At 72.1% G+C, this 18,957-nt stretch carries 21 protein-coding genes; 8 read left to right on the plus strand and 13 right to left on the minus strand.

Annotated features, from left to right (window positions below):
• Positions 1–52 precede the first annotated feature (52 nt).
• Complete coding sequence (locus ACOJV7_RS14045; RefSeq protein WP_420190846.1) at positions 53–1,312, minus strand: MFS transporter; 1,260 nt, start codon at positions 1,310–1,312, stop codon at positions 53–55.
• A 22-nt stretch (positions 1,313–1,334) separates the two neighbouring features.
• On the opposite strand from ACOJV7_RS14045, the gene ACOJV7_RS14050 reads away from it, so the two are divergent.
• Positions 1,335–1,865 carry an MGMT family protein gene (locus tag ACOJV7_RS14050; protein ID WP_420190847.1) on the plus strand — a complete coding sequence of 177 codons (531 nt, stop codon included), beginning with the start codon at positions 1,335–1,337 and terminating at the stop codon, positions 1,863–1,865.
• Between the two features lie 35 nt (positions 1,866–1,900).
• Here the strand turns inward: ACOJV7_RS14050 and ACOJV7_RS14055 are convergent, their stop codons facing one another.
• From ACOJV7_RS14055 to ACOJV7_RS14065, 3 genes are all read right to left on the minus strand, one after another.
• Positions 1,901–2,368 (minus strand): SRPBCC family protein, encoded by a 468-nt coding sequence (locus tag ACOJV7_RS14055; RefSeq protein WP_420190848.1) that lies wholly within the window; start codon positions 2,366–2,368, stop codon positions 1,901–1,903.
• 46 nt (positions 2,369–2,414) lie between these two features.
• Positions 2,415–2,816, minus strand: coding sequence for a DoxX family protein (locus tag ACOJV7_RS14060; protein WP_420190849.1), 402 nt, complete (start codon positions 2,814–2,816; stop codon positions 2,415–2,417).
• 70 nt (positions 2,817–2,886) lie between these two features.
• Positions 2,887–3,180, minus strand: coding sequence for an Rv0909 family putative TA system antitoxin (locus ACOJV7_RS14065; RefSeq protein WP_420190850.1), 294 nt, complete (start codon positions 3,178–3,180; stop codon positions 2,887–2,889).
• Between the two features lie 197 nt (positions 3,181–3,377).
• On the opposite strand from ACOJV7_RS14065, the gene ACOJV7_RS14070 reads away from it, so the two are divergent.
• The 3 genes from ACOJV7_RS14070 (at position 3,378) to ACOJV7_RS14080 (ending at position 6,294) form a co-directional block, all read left to right on the plus strand.
• The gene (locus ACOJV7_RS14070; protein WP_420190851.1) at positions 3,378–3,881 is read left to right on the plus strand and encodes a hypothetical protein; all 504 of its coding nucleotides are present in this window, start codon (positions 3,378–3,380) and stop codon (positions 3,879–3,881) included.
• A 174-nt stretch (positions 3,882–4,055) separates the two neighbouring features.
• On the plus strand, positions 4,056–4,976 hold the full coding sequence (locus ACOJV7_RS14075) for a hypothetical protein (RefSeq protein ID WP_420190852.1): 921 nt from the start codon (positions 4,056–4,058) through the stop codon (positions 4,974–4,976).
• A gap of 103 nt (positions 4,977–5,079) precedes the next feature.
• Positions 5,080–6,294: a hypothetical protein gene (locus ACOJV7_RS14080; protein WP_420190853.1), complete on the plus strand. Its 1,215-nt coding sequence runs from the start codon at positions 5,080–5,082 to the stop codon at positions 6,292–6,294.
• Between the two features lie 89 nt (positions 6,295–6,383).
• Here the strand turns inward: ACOJV7_RS14080 and ACOJV7_RS14085 are convergent, their stop codons facing one another.
• From ACOJV7_RS14085 to ACOJV7_RS14115, 7 genes are all read right to left on the minus strand, one after another.
• Positions 6,384–7,229: a GNAT family N-acetyltransferase gene (locus ACOJV7_RS14085; RefSeq protein WP_420190854.1), complete on the minus strand. Its 846-nt coding sequence runs from the start codon at positions 7,227–7,229 to the stop codon at positions 6,384–6,386.
• An 84-nt stretch (positions 7,230–7,313) separates the two neighbouring features.
• Positions 7,314–8,474: a flavodoxin-dependent (E)-4-hydroxy-3-methylbut-2-enyl-diphosphate synthase gene (gene ispG, locus ACOJV7_RS14090; protein ID WP_420190855.1), complete on the minus strand. Its 1,161-nt coding sequence runs from the start codon at positions 8,472–8,474 to the stop codon at positions 7,314–7,316.
• A 125-nt stretch (positions 8,475–8,599) separates the two neighbouring features.
• On the minus strand, positions 8,600–9,964 hold the full coding sequence (locus ACOJV7_RS14095) for a M50 family metallopeptidase (RefSeq protein WP_420190856.1): 1,365 nt from the start codon (positions 9,962–9,964) through the stop codon (positions 8,600–8,602).
• A 60-nt stretch (positions 9,965–10,024) separates the two neighbouring features.
• Positions 10,025–11,236, minus strand: a complete 1,212-nt coding sequence (dxr, locus tag ACOJV7_RS14100) for a 1-deoxy-D-xylulose-5-phosphate reductoisomerase (protein WP_420190857.1) — start codon at positions 11,234–11,236, stop codon at positions 10,025–10,027.
• A complete protein-coding gene (locus tag ACOJV7_RS14105) occupies positions 11,233–11,751 on the minus strand; it encodes an acyl-CoA thioesterase (protein ID WP_420190858.1) in 519 nt (172 codons plus the stop codon). Before ACOJV7_RS14105 ends, dxr begins: the two co-directional genes overlap by 4 nt.
• Before the next feature lie 44 nt (positions 11,752–11,795).
• Positions 11,796–12,140: a barstar family protein gene (locus ACOJV7_RS14110; protein ID WP_420190859.1), complete on the minus strand. Its 345-nt coding sequence runs from the start codon at positions 12,138–12,140 to the stop codon at positions 11,796–11,798.
• Positions 12,140–12,634: a guanyl-specific ribonuclease gene (locus ACOJV7_RS14115; RefSeq protein WP_420190860.1), complete on the minus strand. Its 495-nt coding sequence runs from the start codon at positions 12,632–12,634 to the stop codon at positions 12,140–12,142. The genes ACOJV7_RS14110 and ACOJV7_RS14115 overlap by 1 nt, the downstream gene beginning before the upstream one ends.
• A 92-nt stretch (positions 12,635–12,726) precedes the next feature.
• Between ACOJV7_RS14115 and ACOJV7_RS14120 the strand changes: the two genes are divergently transcribed.
• Together ACOJV7_RS14120 and ACOJV7_RS14125 are read left to right on the plus strand one after the other, a co-directional pair.
• A complete protein-coding gene (locus ACOJV7_RS14120) occupies positions 12,727–13,914 on the plus strand; it encodes a sensor histidine kinase (protein ID WP_420190861.1) in 1,188 nt (395 codons plus the stop codon).
• On the plus strand, positions 13,911–14,558 hold the full coding sequence (locus tag ACOJV7_RS14125; RefSeq protein ID WP_420190862.1) for a response regulator: 648 nt from the start codon (positions 13,911–13,913) through the stop codon (positions 14,556–14,558). The genes ACOJV7_RS14120 and ACOJV7_RS14125 overlap by 4 nt, the downstream gene beginning before the upstream one ends.
• A gap of 48 nt (positions 14,559–14,606) precedes the next feature.
• Here the strand turns inward: ACOJV7_RS14125 and ACOJV7_RS14130 are convergent, their stop codons facing one another.
• On the minus strand, positions 14,607–15,050 hold the full coding sequence (locus tag ACOJV7_RS14130) for a hypothetical protein (RefSeq protein WP_420190863.1): 444 nt from the start codon (positions 15,048–15,050) through the stop codon (positions 14,607–14,609).
• A gap of 166 nt (positions 15,051–15,216) precedes the next feature.
• Here ACOJV7_RS14130 and ACOJV7_RS14135 point away from each other — a divergent pair, with 166 nt between their 5' ends.
• On the plus strand, positions 15,217–15,990 hold the full coding sequence (locus ACOJV7_RS14135; RefSeq protein WP_420190864.1) for an ABC transporter ATP-binding protein: 774 nt from the start codon (positions 15,217–15,219) through the stop codon (positions 15,988–15,990).
• Positions 15,987–17,378: an ABC transporter permease gene (locus ACOJV7_RS14140; protein WP_420190865.1), complete on the plus strand. Its 1,392-nt coding sequence runs from the start codon at positions 15,987–15,989 to the stop codon at positions 17,376–17,378. The genes ACOJV7_RS14135 and ACOJV7_RS14140 overlap by 4 nt, the downstream gene beginning before the upstream one ends.
• Before the next feature lie 98 nt (positions 17,379–17,476).
• Here ACOJV7_RS14140 and ACOJV7_RS14145 read toward each other — a convergent pair whose 3' ends face one another.
• Complete coding sequence (locus ACOJV7_RS14145) at positions 17,477–18,940, minus strand: NAD-dependent succinate-semialdehyde dehydrogenase (RefSeq protein WP_420190866.1); 1,464 nt, start codon at positions 18,938–18,940, stop codon at positions 17,477–17,479.
• Between the last annotated feature and the right edge of the window lie 17 nt (positions 18,941–18,957).

Below are 18,957 nucleotides of genomic sequence, written 5' to 3' on the forward strand. Positions count from 1 at the left end.
ACTGCCACTCTCCTCCGGCGGATCCGGAGGCACAAGACCCGCGACGGGTCGGTCAGTCGGCGTCGACGAACCTCGCGGACGGCGCCGCCCGCCGCAGCGCAGGAACCCACGTGAGGAGGGCCGCGCAGCCGTTGGCCAGCGCGACGACCACGAGCGCCGTCGGCACTCCCCAGCGCGAGGCGATCTGTCCGGAGACGAGCACGCCGATCGTCGCTCCGCCGCCCCAGGAGAGCGTGCGGGAGGCAGAGCTCACGCGCGACAGGAGGCGTTCGGGGATGACCTGCATCCGGTAGGTGACGGTGGCCGAGATGACGAGCACGTGGAGGATCGCGTAGCCGAGGTAGACCGCGAGCGCGAGACCGTAGCGGTCCAGCCGGCTGAGCAGGAGCAGGAGCACCGTCATCAGGGGGAAGAGGACCTGCGCGAGGCGGATCGCCCCGAAGCGGCGGCTCAGCCGGGGCATGAGGAAGGACGCGAGGAACGCGCCGGCCGCCCAGCTGCCGAAGAGCAGACCGAAGCGCCATCCGCTCGTGCCGACACCCAGGACCCGGTCGGCCCACGGCACGACGAGCCCGAGGAGCGCGGCGGCCGAGCCGGCGCCGAAGACCGCGACCATGGCCAGCGGCCACAGGGTGGGGTGGCGCCGCAGGAAGGTCAGGCCCTCGACGAGGTCGGCCCTCAGGTCGCTCGCGGTGACCCGGGTCGTTCGGTCGCGGGCGCCATTGAGGCCGGAGCGGATCGCCCGCACGAGGAGCAGGCTGCCGACGAACGACAGGACGTCGACGACGAGCAGGGTCGCCGGCGACCAGACGACGAGTGCCAGGCCCGCTGCGGCGGGCATGGCGACGTCGAGGACGCCCTGCGTGCCCCAGATACGAGCGTTGGCGTCGGGCAGCCGGGACCGGCCCACGAGCGTCGGCAGCGCTCCGGCACTCGAGCCGTCGAAGAGGACGGCAGCCGACGCGGAGGCGAAGGCAGCGGCATACACGTGCGGGATGGTGAGCACCCCGGCGAGGTGCGCCAGGACGAGGCTCGCGATGGCCACGGCGCTCACGAGGTCCGCCGCGACCATGATCCGGCGCCGGTCGAACCGGTCGCCCAGCACGCCCCCGACGAGCCCGAAGAACGCCATCGACAGGGTGCTGGTGGCCATCAGGGACGACGTGAGCGCGGGCGAGCCGGTGACCTGGTAGATGAGGACGGGGAGTGCGACCGCCGTGACCGACGAGCCGACCATCGTCACGGCGCGCGAACCCCAGTAGCGCAGGAAGTCGGCGTCCCGCCACAGGGTCGGGGCCACCGTGCTCGTCACGGCCTCAGCCTAGGCTGACGGCATGGCGAGCGAGCTGACGATCGAGCGGGTGCTCACCCTCGTCGAGCTCGTGCCGCGCGGGCGGGTCGTCAGCTACGGCGACCTGGGGGCGATCGTCGGCATCGGGCCGCGACAGGTGGGGTCGTTCATGGCGAACCACAGCGAGGGGCTGACGTGGTGGCGGGTCACCAACGCCGCGGGCGACCTTCCCCGTGATCTCCTGGACAGGGCCCGTCCGCACTGGGCCGACGAGGGGATCCTCGTCAAGCGCAACGGGCGGGGTTGCCGGATCGCCGACTACCGCGCGGACCTCGACGCGCTCGCCACGGCATACCGGGTTCGCATCGCCGACACGCTCGCGCGCATGGGGACCGAGACCCCGCACACGAGCAACCCGGCCGCGTCCGCGCTGGCCGCGGCCGGTATCGCGACGCTCGAGGAGCTCGGCGAGTGGCGCCGCGCGGACGTGCTCGCCCTGCACGGGATGGGTCCGAAGGCGCTGGGGGTGCTCGACGTGGCGCTGCGCGAGGCCGGGCTCGACTGGAAGGGGTGAGGGCCCCGAGCGCGCGTCGGCCGACGGCGCACGGGTCAGGCGGTCGGGCCCGACTCCGCGGCGCTCTTGAGCCGGGCGAGGCCCTTCTCGAAGTCCTTGCCGACGAGCTTCTCGGTGGGCATGACCTTGGCGAAGAGGGCGGCGAGCCCGGTGTTGTTGCCACGCATCACCCAGTCGACCTGTGTGCCGTCACCGACGGGCTGGAGGACGAACTCGATGTCGTTGTCGGCCTTGAACGGCTTGAGGAAGCGCAGGTCGATGGCGATGCGCTCGGGACTCGAGCCGGTGATCTCCATCGACCCCTCGCCTGCCTTGCGGTTGCCCTGCCACTCGTAGCGGGCGCCGACGCCCGAGTCGGCGCCGGAGTAGGCGCGGCGCAGGTCCGGGTCGACGTCCTCCCACGGCGACCACCTCTCCCACTCGTGGAAGTCGTCGATGAGGGCGTGGACCACCGTCGGGGCGGCGGCGATGGTCGTGCTGCGGCGGAACTCGAAGGCGGCCATGAGCACAGGGTAGGACGCGGGCGACCGCCGCGGGTGCGGTCGCCGGTCAGAGACGACCGGCTGCCCGGAGCGCGGTGCGGATCATCGGCCACTGCATCGGCAGCCGCGCCAAGGTGCCCGCCAGGAAGGCCCTGGAACCGGTGTCCTGCCTGCGTTGCGCCCGCTTCGCGTGGTCCGCGGTCATCTGGACGTTGGCCGGGAAGACGGCGACGAGGAGGGCGGCGCTGGCGAGTCCGGCGACCTTGCGGGTGCGCGGGTGGAGAAGCCCGAGGGCGCAGGCGATCTCGGCGACGCCGCTGACGTGGACGAGCGCGCGCTTGCGCGGCAGCACGTGGGGCACGATGCCCTCGAAGACCTGCGGGCGCACCAGGTGCGTCACGCCGGAGGTGAGGAAGAGCGTGGCGAGGCCCACGGTGGCCTTGTCCAGCGGTGGGGTCGTCTGTGGCATACGGGCCAGCATCGCAGAACACGCCCCGGCTGCCTGGGCAGCGGAGGCGCGTTCTGGCTTCAGCCGTCGGTCAGACCGGCGGCGGGGGCGGCGGGGTCGTGCCGTCGGTGCGCGGGCCGACCGCGTCGTTCGGGGTGGTCGTCGGCCCGGCCACCGGGCGGGCCGAGGAGATGCCGAGGCCGGAGCGGAGCGCATTGCCGCCCTTGCCGACGTGGCCGGCATACTTCGGGCCCACCTTGCGGCCGACCGCAGACTCGACCTTGCCGATGGCCGACGAGACGGACTCGGGGTTCTTTCGGGCATAGTCACGGGCCTGCTTGGCGAGGCCTGCGAGTGCGGCGAGCTTGACGACGCCACGAGCCATGGGGTCCTCCTGGGGTTGGGGTTGGTCCTGTGAGGGGCAACTCGTCAGCCTGCCGCAGGGTTCCCGCCGATGGGGTCTCGGGGCTTGACCAAGTCCTGAGGCGTTCCTGACGCGTTGCTGACCGGGCCCTTGCCGAGGTCTTCCTAGCGTCGAAGGTGCTGCACCCGAACAGACACCCACCCGACGCAGGAGGAACCATGACCATGCTCGCCACCCGAGGCGCGCGGACGGCGGCCGTTGCCGCCGTCTCGTTCGCCGCCGTCCTCGGCACCGCACCCTCGGCCTCGGCCGTCACCAAGCTCACGCACTCCCAGGCCACGGCGAAGCTCTCGGCTGCGGGCATCACGTGGTCGTCGTCCGGCGGGTGCAGCAACCGCAACATCTCGACGTGCACGTCCTTCGACCAGATCAACTCGACGACGATCGACGGCGTCATCACGCTCAAGCGCTCCAGCGGGTGCGCCGTCAACATCACCGGCGGCACCGAGACCGGACACGCCTCCGGGACGTACAGCCACTGGAACGGCTACAAGGTCGACATCTCGCTCTACTCGTGCGTGAGCAGCTACATCACGAACACCTTCACGTATGCCGGTACCCGCAGTGACGGTGCCGCGCTCTACCGCTCGGGGGCCGGCAACCTCTATGCCAAGGAGGGCAGCCACTGGGACATCCTCTACTACAACTGCGGCGGCTGCTGACCCCTCGCAGCACCGATCCCGGCCGTCCCCGCAGCTCAAGGTCCCACACATCGAGGCGTAGACGTCGCGGTGTGTGGGACCTTCTGCGTCCACACCCCATGGTCGGAGGTGCGGTCGTCCACAGGTGCTGCCCGGCCCCTGTCGTGGGCGAGGCAGCGCCGGGACCCTGCATCCATGCCCCGCAACCACCACGCGATGCGCGGATCCCTCGCCGAGGCGCTAGCCGCCGACCACGACGGCGTGGTCAGCCGGCAGATCCTCCAAATCGCCGGCATCGGGCGCGACGCCGTCCGGACGGAGGTTCGCGCCGGCCGGTGGGAGGTCGTGGGAAGGCACACCGTGCGCGTGCTCTCGGTCGACGCCGGGCCTCGCCTCCACCTGTGGCGCGCCGTCTGGGAGAACGGTCACGGCGCGGTCCTCGACGGTGCCGCCGCCCTCGTGGCCGGCGGCATGACCGGGTTCGCGCCGCGCACGATCGACGTGTCGATTCCGCGCAACGCCCGTCGTCGGGCCGTGGAGGGCGTGACGACCCACGTCCGCCGAGAGATGCCGCCCGCCACGGCCGCAGGGTTGCCACGCGTGCGCCCGGCGCAGGCGACGATCCACGCCGCTCAGTGGGCGGTCTCGGACCGACAGGCCGCACTGCTCCTCTGCCTGCCGGTGCAGCAACGGCTCGTGCGCGGTCCCGACGTGCTCGCTGAGTGGCGGCAGGTGTCTCGCTCCGCGAGGCGCAGCTTCCTCGATGCTGCGGTCGTCGACGTCTGCGACGGCGCGCACGCCCTGGGAGAGCTCGACTTCGGGTGGTGGTGTCGTCGATACGGCCTTCCCGAGCCCGAGCGCCAGGTCGTCGTGGCGGGCCGCTGGGGTCGCATCTATCTCGATGCGCGCTGGCCGGGTCTCGCAGTGGAGATCGACGGAGGTCACCACTTCGCCGGGCTCAACCCTGTCGACGACGCACCGCGGGCCAACGAGGTCGTCATCGGCGGCGACCGGGTCCTGCGCCTGCCCCTCCTGGGCCTGCGGCTCGTGCCGCACGACTTCATGGGTCAGGTGGCGCGCGGCATCGAGCTCTATGTCCCACGGAAGGCGGCATAGACGTCGCGATGTGTGGGACGTTGCCCCTCTGTGGCTGGATCGTGACCGGTGCTTCGGGCGAATCCCGCACGGCCGACGGGGCGAGGCCGGATCATGGCTGCGCATGGAGGGAGCTCGCACGACCGGCGTCACATGGGCGCTGCGCTGGCTGGCCGCACCGACGACGCTCGTCGGCCTCGTCGCCCTCGTCCTCAACGACCGCTTCCTCAAGGACGCCTGGCCCGGACTGCTCACCGGCAAGCTGAGCGACGTCGCCGGACTCGTCGTCGCTCCGCCACTGCTCGCCGTCGCGCTGGCCTGGGTACGGGTCCGGCACGTCCGCGTCTGGGCCGTCGGGTCGACCGGGGTCCTCTTCGCCTTCGCCAAGGCGACGCTCGTCGGCAGCGTGCTCGCGTCGCAGATGTGGTCGCTCGCCCTGCCCTCGCTCGTGCGTCAGGACGTCACCGACCTCGTCGCGCTCCCCGCCCTCGGGCTGGCGTGGTGGGCCGGGGGGCGTGCCGGGCGAGGGGTGCCGACCGGTCGGCGGCGGTCGTCGCTCGTCGTCGGCGCACTCGTGCTGCCCGGCGCGGTCCTCGCCACGACGGCGACGTCGTGCTCCCCCGCCGACGGGCTGCGCGAGGTCACCCTCTACGAAGGAGTCTTCACCGGCGGCGACGGTCGCATCGAGCGGCGGATCATCACGAGCGACTGGTCCGCCGTGACAGTGGACGACACCGGCAGGCTCCAGCAGCTCAGCGGGCTCGACGACGAGCGCCTCGCCGAGGACAGTGACGTCGTGACCACCGAGGCGTGCTCGACGAGCGACCCGCGCCGGTGCTGGCGCCGCGCCCAGCGCACCACGGCGGCCGTCGAGGGCAGCGCCGACGGCGGTGCGACCTGGCAGCTCGAGTTCGCCGTCCCGGAGCGCGAGCTCGCGGCTGTGCGCGAGGAGGTGGGCGACCGGCGGTGCGGGGCCGAGCCGCCGCTGGGGGTCTCCGACGTCGTCGTCCTCGACGGTCCGCAGGGCCAGGTCGTGGCCGCCGCGTCATCCAACACCGGGCTGCTCCTGCGCAGCACGACCGGACAGTGGCGGCGTGTGCCGCTGGGCTCGCTCGGCCGGTCGGCCGACCCGCCGCCGACGCCTGACCCGCAGGTGCAGCTCTTCCCCGTCGACCCCGTGCCCACGCCGACGACCACGATCCCGGGACCGACGGGATCGACCCCGCCTCGAGGCACGAGCGGGCCGGCCCCGAGCCCGACATGCGCCTCTCCACAGACGCGGACCTACACCCCCGACCCGCGCAACGGCCCACCCGTCGTCGTCACCCGCTGCCCCTGACCGCGACCAGCACCCGGCGGGCGGTGGAGGGACGAGCGGGCACGAGCAGTGGCACCGCACGGCCGGGCGCCCGGAAACCGGGAAGCCGGTCAGAGCAGGACGGTGGTGAAGTCCCCGACCGGGGCGAAGCCGAGCCGGTCGTAGGTCGCTAGCGCCGGCGCGTTGAAGTCGTTGACATAGAGCGAGACGAGCGGAGCCGGCCCGGCCATGACCTGCTCCACGACCGATGCGATCATCGGCACCGCCAGCCCCTGCCCGCGCAGGTGCGGCGCGACCCAGACGCCCTGGAGCTGGGCGCACCCGAGCGCGAGGGACCCGATGTCGGTCTTGAAGACGACCTCGCCGTCCTCGACGACGACCCACGTGTGGCCCCGGGCGATGAGCGCGGCGAGCGAGCCGCGGTAGCTGCGCGGCGACCCGGTGTAGGGCGGATAGCCGATCTCGGCGGTGAACATGTGGGCCGCCGCGGGCAGCACGATGTCGACCTCGTCGGCACGTGCCGGACGCACGCGCGGGTCGAGCTCGACGCCCAACGCGGACGGCGGGGTCGACGTCGCCAGCATCGGCTGGTGGGCCCGGATGGCACGCGGCCGACCCCAGTGCGGCTCGAGGTCGTCCCAGAGGTCGACGACCTCCTCACGCGGCCCGAGCAGCGAGGCGATGCGGCCGCGCCACCGACGCATCCGCTCGGCATACAACGCCCGGTCCGCCGCGGTCGTCTCCACAGGAACGACGTTGGAGCTCGCCCAGCACAGCGACGTGAGCCTGCCCTCCTCGCGCACGCCCATCGCCGCGCTCACCGAACCGGACGCAAGGGTCTCGATGATGCGCGCGGCCACGAAGACGTTCGTCGCGACGTTGCGCGAGCAGAGCTCGAGGGCGTCGTCGACGTCGGTGCGGGTGAGGGTCCTCACCGGGCTGCGGGTGCGGAGCACGCGCTCAGCCTAGGCGGCAACCCGCCACGCCACCCGGCGCACCGCCCAATTTCGTCGCGCTGCGGGCGCGACGCCCACCGACCGTCAGCCGACGGTGACGCTGGGGGCGCCCGCCGACTCCTCGTCGACCGGCTCGCCCATCTCCTCGGCGATGCGCATGGCCTCCTCGATGAGGGTCTCGACGATCTGGCTCTCGGGCACCGTCTTGATGACCTCGCCCTTGACGAAGATCTGGCCCTTGCCGTTGCCGGAGGCGACGCCGAGGTCGGCCTCACGCGCCTCACCGGGACCGTTGACGACGCAGCCCATGACGGCGACGCGCAGCGGCACGGTCATGCCCTCGAGCCCCGCGGTCACCTGCTCGGCGAGTGTGTAGACGTCGACCTGGGCGCGACCGCACGACGGACACGACACGATCTCGAGCTTGCGGGGCTTGAGGTTGAGCGACTGGAGGATCTGGTTGCCGACCTTGACCTCCTCGACGGGAGGTGCCGACAGCGAGACACGGATGGTGTCGCCGATGCCCTTGGACAGCAGGGCGCCGAACGCCGTGGCCGACTTGATCGTGCCCTGGAACGCCGGCCCGGCCTCGGTGACACCGAGGTGCAGCGGCCAGTCACCCCGCTCGGAGAGCAGCTCGTAGGCCTTGACCATGACGACAGGGTCGTTGTGCTTGACCGAGATCTTGAAGTCGTGGAAGTCGTGCTCCTCGAAGAGCGAGGCCTCCCAGACGGCCGACTCGACGAGCGCCTCGGCCGTCGGCTTGCCGTACTTCTCGAGCAGCCGCTTGTCGAGCGAGCCCGCGTTGACGCCGATGCGGATGGAGACGCCGGCGGCCTTGGCGCGCTTGGCGATCTCACCGACTTGGTCGTCGAACTGACGGATGTTGCCCGGGTTGACCCGCACGGCGGCACAGCCGGCGTCGATCGCGGCATAGACGTACTTCGGCTGGAAGTGGATGTCGGCGATGACGGGGATCTGCGACTTCTGCGCGATCGCCGGCAGCGCCTCGGCGTCGTCCTGGCTCGGGCACGCGACGCGCACGATGTCGCACCCCGCGGCGGTGAGCTCGGCGATCTGCTGGAGCGTCGCGTTGATGTCGGTCGTCGGGGTCGTACACATCGACTGCACCGAGATGGGGGCGTCGCCTCCGACCTCGACCTTGCCGACCTTGATCTTGCGGGTCTTGCGCCGCGGTGCGAGCACGGGCGGCGGGAGGGACGGCATACCGAGACCAACACTCATGGCACCCATTATCCGGTATGCCATCCGGCCGCCGTCATCGCGTGCACAACTCGCCAATTCCTCGGGTTCGGCACGCGCGGACCGCGTACGGAACGAGGGGAATTGGCGAGTTGTGCACGGACTCGTCAGCCGCCCAGGTCGATGGGTTTGACGATGTCGGCATAGATGAGCAGGGCCGACATGACGAGCAGGCCGAGCGAGACGGCATACGCGACGGGAAGTGCCTTGGCGACGTCGACGTGACCTGGGTCGGGCCGGCCGCGCAGGCGGGCCCAGCCCTTCTTCGTGCCCTCCCACAGCGCGCCCGCGACGTGGCCGCCGTCGAGAGGCAGCAGCGGGATGAGGTTGAAGACGAAGAGCATGAAGTTGAGCGACGCGAGCAGCATGACGAGGAACCACGCCTTGTCGCTCCACGACTCTCCGACGACGTCGTCGAGCTTGCCGGAGGACACCTCACCCGCGACACGACCGACGCCGACGACCGAGATCGGGCTCTCGATGTCGCGCTCCTGGCCGGAGAACGCGGCGTTCCAGACGCCGACCATCTTCTGTGGGATGCGGACGATCGCGCCGGCGGTGCGCCAGAGGTTCTCGCCGATGATGCCCGGCACGGCGGTCACGGGCTGGGCCTCGTAGTCGAGGATCGCCGACGAGCTGATGCCGAGGTAGCCGGTCTCCACGACCTTCTGCGTACCGTCGGCTCCGAGGATCGGCTGGCCCTGGTCGTCGTAGGCCGGGAGCGTGTTGAGGATCGGCGTCACCGAGAGGGTGCGCTCGGCGCCGTCGCGCAGCACGACGACCTCGGTCGGCTGGTCGACGCGCGGGCGCACGAAGCGGCCGACGTCGGCTGACGTCCTGACGACCTCGCCGTTGATGCTGCGGATCTCGTCGCCGGGCAGGATGCCGGCCGCATTGGCCGGGGTCTCGGGTGCACCGGTGCAGCTCGGGTCGGTGCGGGCCTCGTCGACGGTCTTGACGCACTCGGCGACGGCCGCGACGCGGGCGCCGTCCTGCACCGAGAGGATGCCGTGGGCGGTGACGAGCACGGTGAGCAGGACGGTGCCGATGACGAAGTTCATGAACGGGCCGCCGAGCATGATGACGACCTTGCGGTGCACCGGCAGCTTGTAGAAGACGCGGTTCTCGTCCCCGGGGCGCAGCTCCTCGAGCGAGGCCTTGCGAGCCTCGTCGGCGAGCTGGCTGAACCGGCCGGTCGAGGACACCCGCACCTTCGTCGGGTCCTCCCCCGGGCGCGGCGGGAACATGCCGATCATCCGGATGTAGCCGCCGAGCGGGATCGCCTTGATGCCGTACTCGGTCTCCCCGCGACGGCGGGACCACAGGGTGGGGCCGAAGCCGACCATGTACTGGGTCACCCGGACGCCGAACTTCTTCGCCGGCACGAGGTGGCCGATCTCGTGCAGGCCGATCGAGGCACCGACCCCGATGGCGAGGACGAGCACGCCCACGATGTAAGCGACAACGGTCATTGTCTTAAACCTCGGTGCCTTCCAGCAGTGCGACGAACGGTGCGACGGGTGCGACGTGGCTCAGAGGCCGAGCTCGGTGGCGGCCTGCCCCCGGGCCCAGGCGTCTGCGCTGAGCACTCCCTCAACGGTCGACGCGTCGACATCACTCCCAGTATGCGCTCCGGCATGGGCGTCGACGACCCGCTCCACCGAGTCGACGATGTCGACGAAGCCGATCCGCCCCTCGTGGAAGGCGTCGACGGCGACCTCGTTGGCGGCGTTGTAGACGGCGGGGAACGTCCCACCGGCCTCCCCCACCCGACGCGCGAGACGCACCGCCGGAAAGGCGTCGTCGTCGAGCGGCGCGAAGTCCCACGACTGCGTGAGCGACCAGTCGCACGGCTCGTCCACGTCGTCGAGCCGCTCCGGCCACGACAGCCCGAGGGCGATGGGCACGAGCATGCGCGGCGGGCCGAGCTGGGCGATCGTCGACCCGTCGCGGAACTCGACCATCGAGTGGATCTGCTGCTGCGGGTGGACGACGACGTCGATGCGGTCGAACGGGATGTCGAAGAGCAGGTGCGCCTCGATGACCTCGAGCCCCTTGTTGACGAGGGTCGCCGAGTTCGTCGTGATGACCCGCCCCATCGAGAAGTTCGGGTGCGCGAGCGCCTGCTCCGGTGTGACGTCGGCGAGCTTGGCACGGCTGCGTCCGCGGAAGGGCCCGCCGCTCGCGGTGACGACGAGCCGCCGCACCTCCTCGGCGCGACCGCCGCGCAGCGACTGCGCGATCGCCGAGTGCTCCGAGTCCACCGGGACGATCTGGTCGGGCTTCGCCGCGCTGCGCACGAGGTCGCCGCCGATGATGAGCGACTCCTTGTTGGCCAGCGCGAGCGTCGACCCGGCCGCGAGCGCGGCGAGCGTCGGGCGCAGCCCGATCGAGCCGGTGATCCCGTTGAGGACGACGTCGGCACCGCATCCGGCGGCCGTCGCCGCCGCCTCGTCCCCGACCACGATCTCCGGCGCGTATGTCGGGCCACGCAGAGCGTGGGACCCGCGCCCCCGCTCGCCGGCATACGCAGCGATCGCGGCGCGCACGTCGTCAGCCGAACCGGACGCGACGGCGACGAGGGGCACGTCGAAGGCGACGGCTTGGCGGGCGACGAGGTCGACGTTGCCGCCGGCGCTGAGCGCGGTGACCGTGAAACGGTCGGGGTTGCGGCCGATGACCTCGAGCGCCTGCGTGCCGATCGAGCCCGTCGAGCCGAGGAGCGAGACCGTGCGAGGGCTCACGCGCCCGCCTCCGCCGCCTGGTCCCCTGCATCCGCGGCACGGGAGGCCTCGATCGCGGCGCGCATGGCCAAGCGGTGCTCGCGCCGGATCTCGGCCTCGCGGAAGCGACGCTTCTCCTCAGGCGTCTCGAGGTCGAGCGGAGGCACCGCCTTGGAGCGACCGTCGGCGTCGACGGCGACGAACACGAGGTAGGCACTGGCGACGTGGACGCGGTCGGTGTTCGAGTCCCACCGGTCGACCTCGACGCGCACGCCGACCTCCATGGAGCTGCGGCCGGCCCAGTTGAGCTGCGCGCTCGAGTGGAGGATGTCGCCGACCCGCACCGGGGTGAGGAAGGACATCTCGTCGAGCGCCGCGGTCACGGCAGGGCCGCCGGCGTAACGGTTCGCGACGACTCCGGCGATGCTGTCGACCGCCTTCATGATGTTGCCGCCGTGCACGGTGCCGAGGAGGTTGGCCTCGGTCGCGCGCATGATCTCGGAGAGGTTGACGCGTGTCTCACTGGGTGTCGTCACGCACCCATCCTGCCAGCGGCTCCGGGAAGCCCTCGAGACGCTCGTCAGCGGTCGATGATCGTCACGTGGACGCTCGGGTGGACCTCGTCGAGCTCGGCCAGGACCGACTCGATGCCGGTCGCCGCCCGCGGGTCGGTGCGCCGGAGCTCGGCCGCGTCGTCCCACACGATCTCCCAGTCCCCGTCGCTCTCGCGGGCGAGCGTGTCGAGGCAGTCGGCGAGCGCGTCGAGGTTCATGCCGAACCACTCGGGGAAGTTGAGCGCCTCCGAGAACGCCTCGAGCGTCTCGGCCTTCGTCGCCCGGCCGTGCACGACCTGCACCTGCCGCCCCTCCTCGACGGCGTCGGCGACGAGCCCGTCGAGGTCGACCCGGTCTCCGAGAACGCGCATCACTGGCCTTCCTTGATCTGCCGGAAGCTGTCGTAGTGGTCGTCGGTCCAGAAGCGGTCGCCGGCGGTGCCGCTGATGATCCGGCGGGCACCGCGGTCGCTCGATCCCGGTGTCTCGACGGTGTACTCGCGGTAGTAGCCGCGCTTCTGCTCGGGCAGGATGCCCTCGCGGTTCTGGAAGGTCTTGTCGTCCTGCTCGTAGGGGAAGGGCCCTCCCCCACGGATGCGGTCGAGCGTCACCCGCCCCTCGGCGGGCAGGGCCGACTCGTCGATCGTGTCCAGCCCCGAGTCGGGCGTCTCCAGGACGGAGGGGTATGCCGTCGGGCTGGGTCGCGCCGTGGCCGTGGGCCGGGCGCCCCGGTCGTCACCACCGCCACCCGACGACCCGTGGCTGCCCGTCCACCAGAGCACCGCGACGAGCACGGCCACGGCGAGCGGCACGAGCCACATGAGGCTCGAGCGGCGTCCGGCCACGGGTGGGGTCACGATCGACATTGTGCCGTGGGCGGCCGGCATACGCCGTGCGGCGGAGGTGGGTCCGCCCTGAGACTGACGCCGGCCGTCGAGCGCCCGCCTAGCCTTGACCCGTGAGCGACGTGTGGGGCGACGAGCGGCCGACCCGCCGTCAGCTGCTCGCCGACGTCGCGGTGGCCGTCGCCTTCGGCCTCCTCATGCTCGCGGTCCACGTCGCGCTCGGCGTGTGGCCGGCGCTGGCGGCGGTCCTGCTCGCCGTGGCCCTGGGGCTGCGCCGGGTGTCGTGGCCGCTCATGTCCGCCTTCGCCGTCGCCGGCTCTGTCGCGCAGGTCGTCGGCGACGACATCGCCTACCTCGCCAACATCGCGTATGCCGTCCTCTTCCTCACGCTCGGCGCGCACCGCGACGCCCGGGTCCGCCGCTTCGGTCTCGTCGCGGCCGGGGTCGCCGTGCTCGGTGCGGCGACCTACGGCGCGACCCGCGGAGGGCTCGACCTCGGTGGGCTGCAGCGCGGGGCCGCGGCCGTCGGGCTCGGGTCGACCGCGGCGGTCGTGTGCCTCGGCGGGTGGGGCTGGGGCTACGTCCGGTGGCAGCAGCGGCAGGCCGTGCAGGCGCGGGTCGACGCACAGCTGGAGGCGCTCGAGGTGCGCCGGGTGACCGAGCTCTACGACCTCGAGCAGGAGCGCCGCCGGATCGCCGCCGACATGCACGACGTCGTCGCGCACTCCTGGGCGGTCGTCGCCGCGCAGAGCGACGGCGCGCGGTATGCGTTGCGGGACAGGCCTGCCGAGGCCGAGCGCGCCCTCGAGGTCATCGGGGAGACGGCCCGCACTGCCATCGGCGACCTGCGCACCCTCGTCGCCCGCCTGCGGGACCGTGAGCTCCGGCCGACGACGCCCGGGCCCGCCCAGCAGGAGGCCCTGCTCGACCGCATGCGCGCGTCCGGCATGGACCTGCGGATGTCCGAGACCGGCTCGCCCGACGGGTCCCCGCTCGTGGCGCTCACGGCCCACCGGCTCCTCGGGGAGTCGCTCACGAACGCCCTCAAGCACGGCGACCTCACCCGACCGGTGGAGGTCCAGGTCGACTGGACCGACGGCTACCGTCTCCGGGTGACCAACTCCGCCGGTGCAGCCGAGCCCGCACCTCCGTCCGGAGGGCACGGCATCGCCGGCATGGCCGAGCGGGCCCACGTCGCCGGCGGCAGGCTGTCGTCGGCCCGCGACGGGGACCGCTGGGTCGTCGAGGCCCACCTGCCGCGACAGGTGCGGACGTCCTCGGACGGCGAGGCTCCGGCGTGAGCGTGCGCGTCGCCCTCGTCGACGACCAGGCCCTCTTCCGGGCCGGGATCGCCATGGTCGTGTCGAGCCAGGACGACCTGCAGGTCGTCGGGCAGGCGGGCGACGGCGACGAGGTCGTCGCGCTCGTCGAGCAGTGCCGGCCCGACGTCGTGCTCATGGACGTCCGGATGCCGCGCGTCGACGGGGTGGAGGCGACCCGCCGGCTGCTCGCCCGCTTCGGGGAGGAGGCGCCGCGGGTCCTCGTGCTCACGACCTTCGACCTCGACGAGCTCGCCGCCGACGCGATCGAGGCGGGCGCCTCGGGCTTCGTCCTCAAGGACGCCCGGCCCGAGCTGCTCCTCGCCGCGATCCGGGCCGTCGCAGAGGGGACCCAGATCGTCGCGGCCGGTGCGACGCGGGCCGTCTTCGAGCGCTTCCGGCAGCGCACGACCGCCGCCCCGGGAGCAGACTTCGAGCGGCTGACCCCACGCGAGCGCGAGATCCTCCTGCGGGCGGCCCAGGGCCTGTCGAACGCCGAGATCGCCGCCGCCGAGTTCCTCTCCGAGGCGACGGTCAAGACACACGTCTCGCGCGTCCTCACCAAGCTGGCGCTGCGCGACCGGGTGCAGCTCGTCGTCTACGCCTACGAGCACGGCCTGCTCTGACCCAGGTCCCGAGCGGGCGGTCGACGGTCGGACACCCGAGGGCTGGCGTCAGCCCTGGACGGGGTGCTGCTCGATGAAGTCGTGGATCGGCCGCAGCTGCTCGAGCGGTGCGAAGAAGCCGAGCACGCCCTGGTCGACGACGATGCGCTTGACGCCGTGCTCGGCGAACTGGTCGCACATCGCGAGGATGTTGCCGCTGGGCACGGCGAGGACCTGGTTGGCCTGCTCCTCGCTGAAGCCGTTGGCCAGCGCGAACTCGCGGGCGCGACCACCGGTGGTGAAGGCGAGGAGCGAGGACACCTCGTCGACGGTGCCGACGAGCGGGCCGACGTCGGGCATCGTCCCCCGCGCGACGAAGAACCACCGCTCGAGCCCGAACATCGCCCGCCACAGGGCGGTCTGCGGACCGAGCGCACCCCCGGACTCGCGGACGGCGTGCGACAGCCCGTCGATGGTCGCGGGGTCGGTGAAGGTCGAGGGGGTCTGGCTCATGCCCCGCACCCTACGGACCGCAGAGGTGAGGGGCGAAGGGCGGTCGCTCCACGGCATACGGGTGGTTGTCACCCGCGGGAGGGGCGCTGGGATACATCGCTGGACGGACCCGGATGCCTCTCCTGCCCGATGTGCCCTGGCGGGGCGCGTTCCTAGCGTCGTCACCATGACATCGACACCACACCAGAACGAGTCCCACCCGGCCGTCGTCTCGCTGCGTCGGGCCTCCCGGATCTACGGCGAGGGCACCGGCAGGGTGGCCGCCCTCGACGAGATCAGCGTCGACATCACCCGTGGCGGGTTCACCGCGATCATGGGCCCGTCCGGCTCGGGCAAGTCGACGCTCATGAACGTCGCCGCCGGGCTCGACGACGTGACAAGCGGCGAGGTCATGCTCGCCGGCAGGCCGCTCACGCACCTCGACGACGATGCACGCACGAGGCTGCGCCGCGAGGAGGTGGGTTTCGTCTTCCAGGCGTTCAACCTCGTGCCGACGCTCTCGGCCCGCGAGAACATCCTCCTGCCGTTCGAGCTCGCCGGGCGCCGGGTCGACGCCGAGCAGCAGCGGTGGATCGACCACCTCGTCGTCACCCTCGGCCTCGGCGAGCGGATCGAGCACCGGCCGAGCGAGCTGTCCGGCGGCCAGCAGCAGCGCGTCGCCATCGCTCGGGCTCTCGCCGCACGACCGTCCGTGATCTTCGCCGACGAGCCCACCGGCAACCTCGACTCGCGCTCGTCGCGGGAGGTGCTCACCCTGCTGCGCACGGCGGCCCGGGAGTACGGCCAGACGATCGCGATGGTGAGCCACGACCCGGTCGCCGCCTCCTATGCCGACCGCATCCTCGTCATAGCCGACGGCCGGCTCGTCGGCGACCACGGGCCGCTGTCGCCGCAGCAGATCTCCGACCTCCTCATCGGCTTCGAGGTGGGCGCGGCATGAGGCGCAACCTCGTCCTCGGGAGCCTGCGCGAGCTCGGCACGGTCGGGCTCGTCGCCGCCCTCTGCGGCGCCTATGCCGCGACGCTCATGACGACCTCGTCGGTCCTGTCGACGGTCAGCGGCCAGTCGGGCGGGTCGGTCGGGCTGCTGCTCGGGATCGTCGCCGGCGTCTTCATCCTCATCGCGCTCTATGTCGGCGCAATCGTCATCGTCGGCGCCGTCGACACGGTCGTCGCCGGCCGGCTGCGCCACATCGCGCTGCTCCGGCTCCTGGGTGCCCGCGGCCGGGAGCTGAGGTCGTCGCTCATGCGCGGAACCGCGGTCGTGGGCGCGTTGGGCGCCACGGCTGGACTCGCCGTGGGGACCTCGCTCACCCACGCCGTCCGGCTCGTCCTCGTCGCCCGCGGAACCCTGCCCGAGGCGGACTACCCGTGGGCGACGTGGCAGCTCGGCGGTGCGCTCGTGGCGATCAGCGCCTCGGCGACGGTCGCGGGCTGGCTGGGGTCGCGTGGCGTCCTCCGGGTGTCACCGGCCGCGGCGCTTGCCGGGACCGCGGCCCACACGGCTGCGCCGCGGTCGGCGTCGGTGTGGCGTGCGGTCATCGCAGGCACCGGCATCACCGGCGGGCTGCTCGTCCTCGCGCTCGGGGCGGCGCTCGGGGAGTCGAACCCGGCGGCGGGCTTCGTCCTCGCCTTCCTCGGCGCGGCCGGCTCGGGGACCGGCTTCCTCGTGGGTGCACGGTTCGTCATCCCCGGCGTCGTCGGGGCGCTGAGCCGCATGCTCGGGAGCGACCCGGCGAGCGTCGTGGCCCGGCGCAACGCCGTGCTCGACCCGCTGCGCACGACGCGCTCGACGATGGGGCTCGTCATCGGCGTCGCCCTCGTGACGACGTTCACCTCGGGCATGTCGGCGCTGCGCGACAGCGTCGCGTCGTGGGACGTCGACGCGGCCCAGCGCGCCCAGGCCGACCAGGTCTATGCCGTGACCTCGACGGTGCTCGTCTGCATCATCGTCATCTCGTCGGTCATCGCCGCCGTCGGCTTCGTGAGCACGATGTCGCTCAGCGTCATCCAGCGGCACCGCGAGATCGGGCTGCTCCGCTCGCTCGGCTTCACCCGCCGCCAGGTCCGCACGATGATCACGAAGGAGTCGGTCGCGCTGTCGGCCTCGGCCGTCTTCTTCGGCGCGGTGCTCGGTCTCGTCTACGGGTCGGCCGGGGCGCAGGCGCTCGTCGGCGCGCCCACCGAGGGACTTGTCTGGGGTATGCCGTTCGGTGCCCCTCTTGCCATCGCCGCGGCCGGCGTCGTGCTCGTCCTCGCCGCGTCGCAGGGTCCGGCCCGGCGGGCCGTCGCCGTGGCGCCCGTCGAGGCGCTCCGCATCGACACCTGACCCGTGCACAACTCGCCAATTCCCCTCGTTCGGTACACAGGCCATCCGTACCGAACGAGGGGAATTGGCGAGTTGTGCACCGGGGCGGCTGTGGGGCGTCAGGGGTTGAGCGAGACGTAGGTCGTCTCGAGGTACTCCGAGATGCCCTCGAACCCGCCCTCGCGACCGAAACCGGAGTGCTTGACGCCGCCGAACGGCGCGGCCGCGTTCGACACGATGCCGGTGTTGATGCCGACCATGCCGAAGTCGAGCGCCTCGCTCACCAGCAGCACCCGGGCGTGGTCGCGCGTGTAGGCGTAGGCGACGAGGCCGTACTCGGTCGAGTTCGCCTGCCGCACCGCCTCGGCCTCGTCGACGAAGGTCGTGATCGGCGCCACGGGTCCGAAGATCTCCTCCCCGAGGACCCGCGCGTCGGCCGGCACGTCGACGAGCACGGTGGGGGCGTAGAAGTGGCCGCGGCCAGCCACCGGCTCGCCGCCGGTGAGCAGCCGGGCGCCCTTGTCCACGGCCTCCTGCACGAGCTCGTGGACGCCGTCGCGGGCCTTGGCCGTGATGAGGGGGCCCACCTCGACACCGGACAAGGTGCCCTTGCCGACAGTGAGCCCGCCCATGCGCCCGGCGAGCTTCTCACCGAACTCCTCGGCGACCGACTCGTGGACGAGGAAGCGGTTCGCCGAGGTGCACGCCTCGCCGATGTTGCGCATCTTGGCGAGCATCGCCCCCTCGACGGCGGCATCGAGGTCGGCGTCGTCGAAGACGAGGAAGGGTGCGTTGCCGCCGAGCTCCATCGACACCCGGAGCAGCTGCTCCGCCGACTGCTCCACGAGCCTGCGTCCGACTGCGGTCGAGCCGGTGAAGGTGAGCTTGCGCAGCCGCGGGTCGCGGATGATCGGCTCCGAGACGACGGCGGTGTCCGAGGTGGTGACGACGTTGAGGACGCCGTCGGGCAGGCCGGCCTCCTGCAGCAGCGCCGCCAGGGCGAGCATCGACAGCGGCGTCTCCTGGGCCGGCTTGACGACCATCGTGCAGCCCGCGGCGACGGCCGGCCCGATCTTGCGGGTCCCCATCGCCAGCGGGAAGTTCCACGGCGTGATCATGAAGGTCGGGCCGACCGGCTTCTGCATCGTGAGGAGGCGTGACCCGCCCGCCGGGTTGACGGCATACCTGCCGTGGATGCGCACCGCCTCCTCCGAGAACCACCGGAAGAACTCCGCGGCGTAGGCGACCTCGCCGCGCGACTCGGCCAGCGGCTTGCCCATCTCGAGCGTCATGAGCATGGCGAACTCGTCGGTCCGCTCGGTGAGCAGCTCGAACGCGCGGCGCAGGATCTCGCCGCGGTCCCGAGGCGCCGTCGCGGCCCAGTCCGCCTGTGCCGCAACGGCTGCGTCGAGGGCGGCCTCGCCGTCCGCGACCGTCCCGTTGGCGACCTCGACGAGCACGCTCCCTGTCGCCGGGTCGTGCACCGGGAACGTCGTCGCGCTGAGCGAGTCACGCCACTCCCCACCGACGAGAAGCTGGGTGGGGACGGAGGACAGGACGGACTTCTGCGTCACGGGAGCCATGCTTCGACCCTAACCGC

Origin of the sequence: Knoellia tibetensis, assembly GCF_048606415.1 — a bacterium.
In the GTDB taxonomy this organism is placed as follows: Bacteria; Actinomycetota; Actinomycetes; order Actinomycetales; family Dermatophilaceae; genus Knoellia; species Knoellia tibetensis.

Excerpts from the sequence above, each read along its gene's own strand:
- ACOJV7_RS14050 (WP_420190847.1), top strand. The coding sequence starts at position 1,335 with ATGGCGAGCGAGCTGACGATCGAGCGGGTGCTCACCCTCGTCGAGCTC.
- ACOJV7_RS14055 (WP_420190848.1), bottom strand. The coding sequence starts at position 2,368 with ATGGCCGCCTTCGAGTTCCGCCGCAGCACGACCATCGCCGCCGCCCCG.
- ACOJV7_RS14060 (WP_420190849.1), bottom strand. The coding sequence starts at position 2,816 with ATGCCACAGACGACCCCACCGCTGGACAAGGCCACCGTGGGCCTCGCC.
- ACOJV7_RS14065 (WP_420190850.1), bottom strand. The coding sequence starts at position 3,180 with ATGGCTCGTGGCGTCGTCAAGCTCGCCGCACTCGCAGGCCTCGCCAAG.
- ACOJV7_RS14070 (WP_420190851.1), top strand. The coding sequence starts at position 3,378 with ATGACCATGCTCGCCACCCGAGGCGCGCGGACGGCGGCCGTTGCCGCC.
- ACOJV7_RS14075 (WP_420190852.1), top strand. The coding sequence starts at position 4,056 with ATGCCCCGCAACCACCACGCGATGCGCGGATCCCTCGCCGAGGCGCTA.
- ACOJV7_RS14080 (WP_420190853.1), top strand. The coding sequence starts at position 5,080 with ATGGAGGGAGCTCGCACGACCGGCGTCACATGGGCGCTGCGCTGGCTG.
- ispG (WP_420190855.1), bottom strand. The coding sequence starts at position 8,474 with ATGAGTGTTGGTCTCGGTATGCCGTCCCTCCCGCCGCCCGTGCTCGCA.
- ACOJV7_RS14095 (WP_420190856.1), bottom strand. The coding sequence starts at position 9,964 with ATGACCGTTGTCGCTTACATCGTGGGCGTGCTCGTCCTCGCCATCGGG.
- ACOJV7_RS14110 (WP_420190859.1), bottom strand. The coding sequence starts at position 12,140 with ATGCGCGTTCTCGGAGACCGGGTCGACCTCGACGGGCTCGTCGCCGAC.
- ACOJV7_RS14115 (WP_420190860.1), bottom strand. The coding sequence starts at position 12,634 with ATGTCGATCGTGACCCCACCCGTGGCCGGACGCCGCTCGAGCCTCATG.
- ACOJV7_RS14130 (WP_420190863.1), bottom strand. The coding sequence starts at position 15,050 with ATGAGCCAGACCCCCTCGACCTTCACCGACCCCGCGACCATCGACGGG.
- ACOJV7_RS14135 (WP_420190864.1), top strand. The coding sequence starts at position 15,217 with ATGACATCGACACCACACCAGAACGAGTCCCACCCGGCCGTCGTCTCG.
- ACOJV7_RS14140 (WP_420190865.1), top strand. The coding sequence starts at position 15,987 with ATGAGGCGCAACCTCGTCCTCGGGAGCCTGCGCGAGCTCGGCACGGTC.
- ACOJV7_RS14145 (WP_420190866.1), bottom strand. The coding sequence starts at position 18,940 with ATGGCTCCCGTGACGCAGAAGTCCGTCCTGTCCTCCGTCCCCACCCAG.